Here is a 12,314-nt window from a genome sequence, read left to right as displayed (position 1 = left end):
TACAGGAGTTCAAGAACGACGAAGGTGCCGACCTGACTCAAGACCCGATGGCTATGCAACGTCTGAAGGAAGCTGCTGAAAAGGCTAAGATTGAGTTGTCTTCTTCTACTTCTACCGAGATTAACTTGCCGTACATCATGCCGGTAGGCGGTGTGCCCAAGCACTTGGTTAAGACACTGACTCGTGCTAAGTTCGAAGCTTTGGCTCACAACTTGATCCAAGCTTGTCTGGAACCGTGTAAGAAGGCTATGAGCGATGCCGGTTTGAGTAACTCTGATATCGATGAAGTAATCCTTGTAGGTGGTTCTTCACGTATACCGGCTGTTCAGAAGTTGGTTGAAGACTTCTTCGGCAAAGTTCCTTCTAAGGGTGTTAACCCCGATGAGGTAGTTGCTGTAGGTGCTGCCGTACAGGGTGCCGTATTGAACAAAGAAGCTGGTGTAGGTGACATCGTATTGCTCGACGTAACTCCGTTGACTCTGGGTATCGAGACTCTGGGTGGTGTGATGACGAAGTTGATCGAAGCCAACACAACTATTCCTTGCAAGAAGAGTGAAACCTTCTCGACCGCAGCCGACAACCAGACCGAAGTAACCATCCACGTATTGCAAGGCGAACGTCCGATGGCTGCTCAGAACAAGTCAATCGGTCAGTTCAACCTGACAGGTATTGCTCCGGCTCGTCGTGGTGTTCCTCAGATCGAGGTTACATTCGATATCGACGCCAACGGTATCTTGAAGGTATCTGCCAAGGATAAGGCTACCGGTAAGGAACAAGCCATCCGTATTGAAGCTTCCAGTGGCTTGAGCAAAGAAGAAATCGAACGTATGAAAGCCGAAGCCGAAGCCAACGCCGAAGCTGATAAGAAGGAAAAGGAACGTATCGACAAGTTGAACCAGGCTGACTCAATGATTTTCACTACCGAGAATCAGTTGAAGGAACTGGGCGATAAGCTTCCTGCCGACAAGAAAGCTCCTATTGAAGCTGCCTTGCAAAAACTGAAAGACGCTCACAAAGCTCAGGATTTGGCTGCTATCGACAGTGCAATGGCCGAACTGAACACTGCTTTCCAAGCTGCCAGCGCTGAGATGTATGCACAGACTGGTGCTCAAGGTGGTGCACAGCAAGGTGCAGGTTTCCAAGGTGGTGCCAACGCCGGCCAAGGAAATGCTCAAAACAATGGCAAACAGGATGATAATGTTCAGGATGCTGATTTTGAGGAAGTAAAATAACCCCTCTAAGCAGTACAATATACACTAAGAAACGCGACTGTTTCAAGGAAACTTGAGGCAGCCGCGTTTCTGTTTTTATTCTGTTAAGTTTGTTCTTTCTTTATTTCCCACAAAATATTGGCATGAATTCTAATCCAAAGTCAAGTTTGTTCTTTTGGATACTTTTGCGGACTTCATCCGATACGATAATGTCGTTAATGACGGGTTGAGAGTTGAAGACATTTAGTGATTTCACCTTATTATAGTCGAGTCTTAGTTTAAGAATCGTATCTGTTCCTTCTACATAGAGGGTGTTTTGGGGATCTATTACGTCGAATATCTTTTTGAAGTGCATGATGTAATATATCTGATTGCCATATTTCTTGCTGATGGCCTTGACAGGTAGAAACTCTATGTCGTTGGCAGAGGTGACGTACGACTGTAATAAATCCTTCAGAGCTTGGTTGACCATGTTGGCTCCACCTATACACATGTGGAAAGGGCGATATTTTCCATCTCTTAATTCTACGACGAGCGATTCCCAGTTTTTCACTTCCTGTCCGTCTCTTGCGATAGGGTAGGGCCAGCTATCGGGAGCGTACAGTACTCCTCCTTTATCATTCCCTTTTACGATGAATTTATAATACCTGACGTCGGTATTTACTGTTTTGCTTTTATAGAAAATCTTTTTTAAGGTTTTGATATTCAATAGTTTCATTTTATTTCGTTTGCTACATTTTATGCAGTGGACTGAGGATTTTTACGCAATGCTTATTTATAAGGAAGAACGAAACAACGTTCATCCTCGCGACAACACCAGCTCGGGCAACAGGACGGCAGTTTCCGGTTCTTCCTTGGGGGCATCTTTGGGCTTCCAGGCTACGACGAAACGTACGGAGGCTGACTTCACTTCGTAACCTTTTCCGTTCCATTCCGACAATGCTTTCTGCATGCTTGCCGACAGCCGGGCTACCGGTTTGTTGCCCGATGCTTCGTACAGCGTAAAGTCTTTGTACTTCAGGCTGTCTCCGCTTCTCAGTGCCAGCACTTCCCGTTTGAGGTCTTTGAAGTAGCCCAGAAAGACGTCTTTGTGCGAGAGTTGCAGCACAATTTCTTCGGGCATGCCATACTGGCGTGAGTCGGTGAAGTGCTGGTCGGCAGGCAGTCGGCTGAAGCAATCGCCGTCGGTGTGGATAAACAGCCGGTTCCGGGCGCGGGTCATGCCTACATAATATCGCCGCATCAGTCGGTCGTCTTTCTGGAAGTTGTCGGCTATCAGCATGTAGACGTCGTCAAACTCACGTCCTTTTGCCTTGTGGATGGTCGATACGACAACGTCAGCACCCGACACGTCGCAAAAGTCTTCGACTGATGATTCAAACACAAACTCCTTGAAATCGCTGACGTATTTTGCCTGGTTGGTCTGTTCGAACAGTTCCACGCACCGCTTCACGTATGTCAGGCTTTGGCTTCTTTCGTATGTCGCAAAGGTGGCACGCTTGGCTTCGTCCCACGTCTCTTGGGGAATGAGGGGCGTTTTTACCTGTTTGTCGATGTACTTCAGGAAGTATCTCATCTCGGCCATGTTCCAGAAGCGGAAGCCGTCCATCGTCTGTATCAGTTTGCTGCTGATGCCTTGTTTCCGCAGGAGGGCTACCAGGATGACGGCTTCTTCGTTGGTCTGGGTCAGCACACACGAGGTACCGTTTCCACGGTGACTGATCAGGTCTTCGACGAGTGGCTGATACATATAGGCCGAGTAGTGGTGTGTCACCTCCACCCGTCCGTCTTCTTCTCGCATGGAGAGGATAGGGGTAGTTTTGATTCTTTTTCGGATGACTTTGGCAAATTCGTTGGCGAAACGGACCGGATGGCGTGCGCTTCGGTAGTTCTCGGTCATTTCGATAAACCGACTGCCGCTTTCCTTGGTCAGGCGGTACATGTATTCCGAGTCCGAACCGCGGAATTCGTAGATGTTCTGGTCGTCGTCGCCCACTGCAATGACGCGCATTTCTTCGTTGTTGGCCATCAGGGCACGTACCAGTGCATATTCTTCGTCGCTCATGTCCTGTGCCTCGTCTATCACCAGTACCGTTTTCCCGATTCGGTTGGGTTCCACTTCGCCCTGTTCTATCATTTCGGCAGCTTTGGCTACTACGTTTTTGGCTTCTTCCAGATTGCCTATCCGTCCCAACAGGTCGAAACAATAGGAATGGAAGGTCTTTATTTCGACAAAGTGGGCGGCGTTGCCGATCAGTTCCATCAGCCGTTGCTTGAATTCCGTTGCCGCTGCTCGTGAGAAGGTCAGCATCAGCAGTTGTTCGTGTTTGACGTCTTCGAGCAACAGCAGCGAGGCCAGCTTATGAACCAATACCCGTGTCTTTCCGCTTCCGGGGCCTGCCGCCACCACGATGCAGCGTGAGTCTCGGTCGGAGATGATATCCCTCTGCCGCTGTGACAGCTGGCCGAACAGTTGCCGGTATTTGCCGGGTGTCAGGTTGCGCTGTATCTCGCCGACTCTGTCTCCTTTGAAGTATTTGGCGATGAACTTCTTGTAGTCCATCTGGAAATAGTCCTGCACGTATTGCAGGGCGGCGTTGTAGTCTTTCACCATCAGGTTAGCATATTCGCCTACAATGTGTACCTGCTGTATTTTTTGCTTGTAGAATTCGTTCAGCATCCGGTAGTCGTCCTGCTTGTATCTCGACTTGTTGTCTTTGAGCCTTTTGATGTCCATGGCGTTGTAGAGCACCAGAAAGCCGCCTTCGAGCTTGAGCGCGCCGATTTTCGACAGGTAGAGCAAGGCTTCTTCTACGTCCTCTAACTGCAGTTCGTCCAGTCCGCTGAAGAGGGGTTGCGGGTTGGCTTTGATGCTGTTCAGCAGTTCCACCACTGAGAACTGGATGGCCTGCTGTTCGTCCGACGCTTCTTTTCCTGCTTCGGCAGCCAGGCGGTATAGCCATTCGATGGTGAACCGGCTGATTTCCAGCCGCCTTTCGAAACGCTTCAGCAACGCTTCCCTGTCGACCCGCAGGCTGATTTCCAGATTGTGTGCCGCGTCTTCTTTCTTGCGGGTATAACCTTTGATGGTGAGGAAATAAAGCAGGGTTCGGATATCTTTCTCTCTGGATGTGCCTATTCCTGCATTGATGGCATTGTCGTTCAGCTGTTTGCACGATATCCGCCAGGTGGCGTCGGGTATGTTGTCCAGAATGTATCTTTCCAGCTTTGCAAAGCGTTCGAGCAACTGCCCTGACCTTCGTTCCGAACTGCCGGCGTCGAGCAGGTAAGCCGAGATGTCTTTGCTGTCTGCCAGAATGCCTTCCTGTCGCATCCGTTCTACAGCCGACAACACTTCGCCTTTGCTCAGCCCCAATATGTCGGCCAGATAGTCGATGCGCGATTCCGCTTCCGAATCCTGTGCCTTGGCTATGTGTTTCTGCGAAATCAGCGATTTGATGATTCTTACTGCTTTCTCTATTTCGTCGCTGCCGAACAGTACCGAAGCCGATATGCGCTGTCGGGCTTCGTCCATGTTGTTGACTGTGATGCCGGTGGCGTAAACATGGGGCACATTGTTTCCTCTAACCAAGTATCCGCTCTGTTCCAAAGCAGCCAGGGCCGTCCGCACCCGGGTTTCGATGTCCGATACCGAGTCGTCCCATCCCGCCTTGCGGGCAATTTCCAACGCCGAGCAGCACACCCTCATGCGCTGACGGGTAAGGTCTTTCACCGCTTTCCATACCTGTTGTATTTCGCTGATGCTCAGTTTGGTCTGGTTCAGCAGAATGAAGTGTTTGTCCAAATCGTTGTCGCTATACAGCACGTAGCAGCGTGCATTGAGGTGAGGGTCGCGACCGGCACGTCCAGCCTCCTGCACGTAGTTCTCCAGCGAGTCCGAGATGTCGTAATGTACCACCAGACCTACGTCTTTCTTATCCACTCCCATGCCGAAAGCCGAAGTCGCTACAATGATGCGTACCTGGTCGTTCATGAAGGCGTCCTGATTGGCCACTTTCTCGTCGGCATCCATCTTGCCGTTGAAGGGCAGGGCCTGATAGCCGTCGCGGGTCAGCCTGACTGCCAGTTCGCGGGTGCGCTTGGTGCGCGATACGTAGACGATGGTCGGACACGGATTCTCGGCTACCAGACTTCTCAGTTTGGAGTATTTGTCCTCATTCGTGTCGGCATGTATCACGGAGTAACGCAGGTTCTTTCTCGATGCCGTCGAGGCAAACAGCTGCAAGTCCAAATCCAATGTTTGCTTGAAGTAGTCGCAGATGTCCTGCACTACCTTCTGCTTGGCTGTAGCCGTGAAGCAGGACACGGGGATGGCCGTCTTGCAGCCTTTCTTTTCCTGATAGTTGCGGATGAACTTGCCGATGTACAGATAGTCCACCCTGAAATCCTGTCCCCACGACGAAAAACAGTGGGCTTCGTCTATCACGAACCTGACGACGTGGCGTGCCAGCAGAATCTTTTCGATGGTCTTCGACCGAAGCATTTCGGGGGCGATATACAGCAGCGACACTTCACCTTCCAGCACCCGCTGGATGCACAGTGCCCTTGTGATGGGGTCCAGCAGGCCGTTGATGGTTACGGCGTCGGTAATGCCCCGTTCGTCGAGGTTGTCCACCTGGTCCTTCATCAGTGATTGAAGCGGCGAGATGACGACCGTCAGCCCATGCACGGTGCGGCCTTCCATCAGGGCAGGCAGCTGAAAGGTGAGCGACTTGCCTCCGCCGGTAGGGAAGATGGCCAGCAGCGATTTGCCTTTGACTGCCGCGTCGGCAGCCTGTTCCTGCAGCGGTTCGCCTTCGTAGGTGCGGAACTGGTCGTAGCCGAAGAAGCTTTTCAGGTTGCGGAATATGTCCAACTGGCTGTTGCAGTACGTACAGCCTTCGTTGCAGCGGGTATGCCGCAACAGGCGGATGACGTGTTCCACCAGCGGATACTGGTAGAGCACCCACGGCGGAGTGATGGAACGATGGTCGGTGGTGTCGATCAGTGCCAGGGCGTATGCCAGTTCGCACGGATACTTTTCTATCAGGGTGTTCAGGTCGGCATGTCCGCAGATTTTTCCTTCGTACAGGCTTCGTATGGCTTCGGCCGTCTCCTTTTCCGTCGGTCGGGCTCCTACCATACGCAGAAAACCCTCAAACTCCTTTTGGCCTTTCAGCAGTGATGCATAGATCTGGCGTTTGCTTTCCGGCAGTAGGTTCCATTGCGCTATCTCGTCCTGTAGCAGGTTCTGGGCTTTCAGGCAGTCGTTCACCGGGTTATTCATCTGGTCGTTTACCAGTTTGTCGTCCTTCACCAGTTTGTGATAAGGACGTTCGGGAAACAGCAAGGGCGACATGTAGAGGGTATCTACCAGCGGACGGCGGTCGGTGGTGTCGGCAAACAGGTATCGGGCATCGTGGTGGATGATGTTGTGTCCGCAGATGTAGTCAGTATCACGCAGGAAGTCGAACAACTCCTTCTTCGAGGCTTTGTGAAAGGTAGCACCGTCGTGCCGCAATGCTCCGATGTCGTGTATTTTCCGGTCTTTTACTCCGACTTCCACATCGACAATGGTGTAACGTGGGGCTTCATCGGATGGCGGCACATTCTCCTTGCCGGCGACTTTGTTGGTGTCTCCGGCGTTTTTCCATCCCATGAGCCTGCTCCATATTGACATCGTTTTTTCTTGTAAAGAGTTAAGGAACCAATTAGCATTTCACAAAGCTACGTAAAAAATGCGTAGATAGCGAAACTTTCGCTGGTTTATTTTCCCCGTAAGCGGTATGCGGGGTGTGAAACCGGTGTGTTTTGCCGTGCTTGCACGGCTCGCGAACGACACTTGCACGGCTCGCGAGCAACACTTGTGTGGCTCACGAGCAACACTTGCGTGGCTCACGAGCCATGCTTGTGTTCCAGTCTGACATTGCTTATTGGGCACTCTGGCATTGCTTGTCCGATTGTCCGACATTATTTGTCGTGTGTCATCGCATTACTTCCTGTTTCTTTGGGGGCGGATGGTTGTTTCTGTTTGTAAAGAGGCACTTGACGGTCGTAAAGTGAAACTTTCGGACGTCAACTATGGACTTTATCCGCCTTTTCTCCCTGTTGAGAACTGTTTTTCCCGATTTATCCTTCACGCCCTCACCGTTCTCTTTCATCGTTGAATGACAGTAAGATATGGTGAAAGGTGATGGTTCACCGCTCCTTTCACCGCGATTTTATGGGGCGGATTGCTTTTCTCGTATGTTTCACTGTAAGTTGTTTGTTGTTAGGTGGTTGTGGTGAAACTTCACGGGGTAAGTCCGGATTTTATAGGTGAAACCAGTGAATCTTTTCTAATTCTCCCCGTTATCGATGTAGCCTTCGCTGAAACGCAACTACTATTTGTAGAAAAAATGAATTTTCAATATGACTTTTCGGTTCAGTTTCTTGCTTTTTTAACCGTTTTTCTTTTTCTTTGCGAAAGAGAGTAGCGAATAAAAACATGACTAAACTCGTAGGAGGTAATGTAAATGAAACGGAATCTGTTTTTTCTTTTAGCTTTTGTATTGGGTTTTGTCGTAGTAGCCTGTCAGTCTCAAGGGTCCTTGCTTGTACATTCACAGGCAGATATCATCAATATGGATAGCGCTTCCACTGAACTATGGAGGTATTCCGAACTGTTCAAAGATGTTCGTCTGATACCTTTGGAAACCAAAGACGTTTTGCTGTCGAGCATCAGCAAGATGGTGCCTGTGAACGATACGTTATATTTAATGGATCGTCGGACGGAAGGAGTATATGCTTTCAAGAAAGACGGCTCTTTTATCCGAAAATTCGGGAACAATGGTCCGGCTCCCGGTGAATATGCCGGTTGCAGAGACTTTACTGTTGACGAGGAAAAGAAGAAACTGTATCTGTACGACTCATCACGCAACAAGATATTGAGATATGATTTGTTGACAGGTACTTTTGAGGATGAAATATCCTTAGACGCCCCACCGTTTTATGCCGATATAGCGTATCAGTCTGATTTTCTTTATGCTTACCAGTCGAGCCATTGGCCTGCACAGGGCGATACTCCTTATTATCTGCTGCACCAGATAGATCTGTTGCAAGCTGGCAAAATGACTGCCAGCCTGCTGGATTATGATTCATATAATCAAGGTTGGCAAAATGAATTTCTGAATTTTGGCACCCCTTTTACTCGTGTCGGGGATGAACTTTGGTTCTGTACGGCGCTGATGGATACCGTTATGGCCATTCGTGAGGGGGAAGTATATCCTGTTTTGGCTATTCATGGGGAAAAAGTGATCAAACGCGACGACCTGCTCAAGGACAGCAATTTGCATTCGTCTGGCGACCCCGTTGCGCTCTCCAAGAAAATGATGCAGCAGTATATGCACCTGACACAGAAGAAGGTCTATTGGGGCTTTTGCAATTTCTATGTTCATCAGGGCTATCTTTGGTTTAATTGTTATGGAGGATCGCTTCTTAAAGTACGCCATCATCTGAAAAGTGGTCAGACTTCTATTTTCCAGACACAGAAAGACGATATCTTTTTTGCAGGAAACAAGCAAAACGGCGTTATGCTTCCCGGGTACTTGTGCGCGGATGCCGATGGTGTGTTTTACTTTTATAATACGGAGCAGTTGGCAGAGTTGAAAAGACTTTTCGAGTCCGGTCAGTTGTCTGATAAAGTTGTTAATAAAGAATTGATAAGGAGTTTGGAGAGCGATTCCAATCCGGTGCTGTTGTATTATGAGTTTAAAGACTAAAGCCTGACAGTAGTCAGGCTTTCTTTTTTCCCTAGTTAGGAAAATATTTTTTTCTAACTAGAGAGGAATTTTTTCCTAACTGGGAAAAAATAAGGGGTAGGGAGGACTGTGTGTTAAGTTCTGAAAATCTTTTCGAAAAAGAGCAAGACGCAAGGTCGATATCTGTATAAACTGGACAGATTCCTTGTAACTTTGCACCGCTTTAAAGAAAGAATAAATGATGGTTAAAGAAAATTCTAAAGTTTTTTTGCTGATATTGCTGGGCATGCTGACGGCATTTGGCCCCTTTGTGACGGATATGTATCTGCCCAGTTTGCCTTCGATGGGCGAGTATTTTTCCACAACTTCTTCGATGGTTCAGTTAGGACTGACAACCAGTATGATAGGTCTGGCAGTGGGACAGATATTCTTCGGTCCGCTGAGCGACCGGTACGGTCGGCGGTTACCCTTGCTGGTGGCCATGTGGCTGTTTATTGCATCGACGCTGTTGTGCCTGTTTTCGCAGAGCATAGAGCAGTTTGTGGCGTTCCGTCTGTTACAGGGCATAGCCGGTGCGGGTGGTATCGTCATATCGCGTTCGGTGGCAACGGACAAATATTCCGGACGCGAACTTGCCAAAATGTTGGCTGTAATTGGGGCCATTAACGGAGTGGCGCCGGTGGCGGCTCCGATTGTGGGTGGCCTGCTGACCGATGTGATAGGATGGCAGGGCATCTTCTGGATTCTGTTCGGGCTGGGACTGGTGTTATTGGCCTGCTGCTTACGTTTTAAGGAATCGTTGCCGCGTGAAAACCGTTCGGCTGAAAAATGGAGTGATACGTTCCGCAGTTTTGGAGTCGTGTTGCGCGACAGGCGTTACGTGTGCTATGTACTTCAGATGGCTTTCGCACAGGGAGTGCTGTTTGCCAACATCGCCTCGTCGCCTTTCATCGTGCAGCAGCATTATGGCTTTTCGGCATTTGCGTTCAGCTTGTGTTTCGGAGTCAATGCGCTTGCGATAGGTGTTGCGGCTGCCTTGTCGGTCAAGTTTCGCCGTTCGGAGACCAGTACACTGGTTGGCTGTTGCGGAATGGTAGTGGCAGCCGTGTTACAGTGCGGGGCGTTAATGTCGGCGTGCAGCTTTTGGGTATACGAGGCTCTGATGCTGGTTCTGCTGTTCAGCATGGGGATGACGTTTACTTCGAGCACAGCTTTGGCCATGGAGAGTCAGCGCGAGAATTCGGGCACGGCATCGGCTCTTTTAGGTGCGGTATGTTTTGCGGCGGGAGGCATTGTTTCGCCATTGGTGGGCATCGGTAATATCCTTTCGTCCACGGGAGTGGTATTTGTGGTTTGTGCCTGCTGTTCGCTGCTGTGTATGCTGGTGGCTTTGGGGCGCCGGGGCACACGGCTGTATTTTGCTTTCAGCACGATACGAAAGCAATAAAACGTAACCTGCGCCACGGTGGCCAACAGCGTTTCAGCAAACCACTTCCGACAGAACGCTGTTTGTTGGTATTCAATACTTTTTTTGTGTTTTTGATTGCGGATATTCAAATAAATTCCTACATTTGCCGCTGTTTTGTTCCGTAATCTCCGTTCGGAGATGTGGATGAAAAGGGAATCGGGTGTGAATCCCGGACAGTCCCGCTGCTGTGTGTTTCAAGAGGAATGTATCATACTCGGATGCCACTGTTTTTCTGATAATAAAGAGAATGGGAAGGCGATACATTAGGAAACGAGTCAGAAGACCTGCAAAACAAAGTCGAAAAATTGTCTGTTCGAGGAAAGCAGTCAGTGCACACAAGAATAATGAAATAAAAGATTCTGCCGTTTGTTTATGAAGATGCGATTGGGCTGTATCGTATTGTGCTGCATGATGACCTGCCGGATGGTGGCACAGGAAGTGCAGGAAGATACGATTGCCGGCAAGGTGCATCAGATAGAGAAAGTGACGGTGACTGCCCGTAGGATGCCCAACAAGGTGACATCGGCTGTGCCTGTGCAGACCATGTCGAAGCAGGACATCAGCCAGCTTGGCATACAGAATGTGGCGGATGCCGTACGCCGTTTTGCCGGTGCCGACGTAAAGGATTACGGTGGTATAGGCGGACTGAAGACAGTCTCTATCCGCAACATGGGTGCAGCCCATACGGCTGTCAGCTACGACGGTGTGGCAGTCAGCAACTGCCAGGCAGGGCAGATAGACATCGGACGTTTTTCGCTGGACAATGTGTCGATGCTTTCTCTTTCCATCGGTCAGAGCGAAGACCTGTTGCAGTCGGCCCGTCTGTATGCGTCGGCCGGCGTACTGAACATCGAAACGGAAAAACCTCACTTCGAAGGAAATCGTACTTCTGCTTTTCTGGCACGTGTCAGGGGCGGCTCGTTCGGATATGTAGCGCCCTCTGTCAGATGGTGGCAGAAACTGGGGGAGCGTACACGCCTCTCGGTAGATGCCGGTTATATGCGTGCCGACGGCAATTATCCGTTTACGCTGGTGAACGGGAAGTACGTGACGAAAGAGAAACGAAACAACTCGGAAGTGGAGTCGTGGCAGGGCGAAGCGACGCTGTATCATACGTTCAAAGACGGAGGGGAGTTGGATGTGAAAGGATATTATTACTATTCAGCCCGCGAACTACCGGGAGGGGTAACCCTTTATAACCCGATTTCGGATGAAAAATTATGGGATGAGAACTTCTTTACACAAGCGCGTTATAAAAAGAAGTTTTCTACTAAGTGGACATTACAGGCGCAGGCCAAATACAATCACAGTTGGAATCGCTATCAGGACAAAGGTGTGGAATATACCGATGGGGTTTATCGGGAAGTACATCGTCAGGATGAATATTACCTGTCGGCGACGTTGCTTTATCAGCCATTGGAGGACTTGACTTTTTCGTTGGCACAGGATGGAGTGGCAAATACCTTACGCAACAGTCTGCCAGCTTGTCCTTTTCCTACCCGATACACTTCAATCAGTGCTTTGAATGGCCGTTATCGGACAGATTGGATGACTGCTACTGCTTCTTTGGTCTATACAGCCACTTCGGAACATGTGGAACAGGGCGATAAGCCAGATAATTTTCATCGTCTGGCTCCATCGGTAACGGTGAGCGTCCAACCTTGGCAGGACGAATCTTTGTTCTTTCGGCTGATGTACAAAAGCACTTTCCGTCTGCCAACTTTCAACGATTTGTATTATCTCAGGATGGGTAATCGAGATTTGCGCCCCGAGAAAGCTAACGAATATAACGTAGGTGTCACATGGAGTCGCTCAAAATGGGGTATTTTCGGCTTTTTGTCGATGACCGTAGACGGATATTTTAATGATGTGACTGATAAGATAGTCGCTTTCCCT

The 12,314-nt window shown here is 49.5% G+C and carries 6 protein-coding genes and 1 riboswitch; of the genes, 4 read left to right on the top strand and 2 right to left on the bottom strand.

Features of this window, described 5'->3' with window-relative positions; all coding sequences use genetic code 11:
- On the top strand, positions 1–1,232 hold a 1,232-nt coding region (locus tag QVP67_RS14670), incomplete at its 5' end, for an Hsp70 family protein (RefSeq protein ID WP_288180278.1).
- 100 nt (positions 1,233–1,332) lie between these two features.
- On the opposite strand, the gene QVP67_RS14665 is transcribed toward QVP67_RS14670, so the two are convergent.
- Positions 1,333–1,929: an imm11 family protein gene (locus tag QVP67_RS14665; protein WP_022164300.1), complete on the bottom strand. Its 597-nt coding sequence runs from the start codon at positions 1,927–1,929 to the stop codon at positions 1,333–1,335.
- A gap of 81 nt (positions 1,930–2,010) precedes the next feature.
- Entirely contained in the window at positions 2,011–6,891 is a 4,881-nt protein-coding gene (locus QVP67_RS14660; protein ID WP_022164299.1) for a RecQ family ATP-dependent DNA helicase, read from the bottom strand.
- Positions 6,892–7,726: 835 nt separating this feature from the next.
- On the opposite strand from QVP67_RS14660, the gene QVP67_RS14655 reads away from it, so the two are divergent.
- The 3 genes from QVP67_RS14655 to QVP67_RS14645 form a co-directional block, all read left to right on the top strand.
- Positions 7,727–8,971, top strand: coding sequence for a 6-bladed beta-propeller (locus QVP67_RS14655; protein WP_022164298.1), 1,245 nt, complete (start codon positions 7,727–7,729; stop codon positions 8,969–8,971).
- A 220-nt stretch (positions 8,972–9,191) separates the two neighbouring features.
- On the top strand, positions 9,192–10,397 hold the full coding sequence (locus QVP67_RS14650) for a multidrug effflux MFS transporter (RefSeq protein ID WP_288180281.1): 1,206 nt from the start codon (positions 9,192–9,194) through the stop codon (positions 10,395–10,397).
- 118 nt (positions 10,398–10,515) lie between these two features.
- Positions 10,516–10,724: riboswitch (cobalamin riboswitch) on the top strand.
- Between the two features lie 66 nt (positions 10,725–10,790).
- Positions 10,791–12,314 (top strand): TonB-dependent receptor plug domain-containing protein (locus QVP67_RS14645; RefSeq protein ID WP_288180277.1); only part of this gene is annotated, 1,524 nt, incomplete at its 3' end.

The organism is Bacteroides sp. CAG:633, assembly GCF_000435115.1.
In the GTDB taxonomy this organism is placed as follows: Bacteria; Bacteroidota; Bacteroidia; order Bacteroidales; family Bacteroidaceae; genus Bacteroides; species Bacteroides ndongoniae.
Note: the sequence above shows the minus strand (reverse complement) of the source record. Positions and strands in the feature narration are given on the sequence as shown.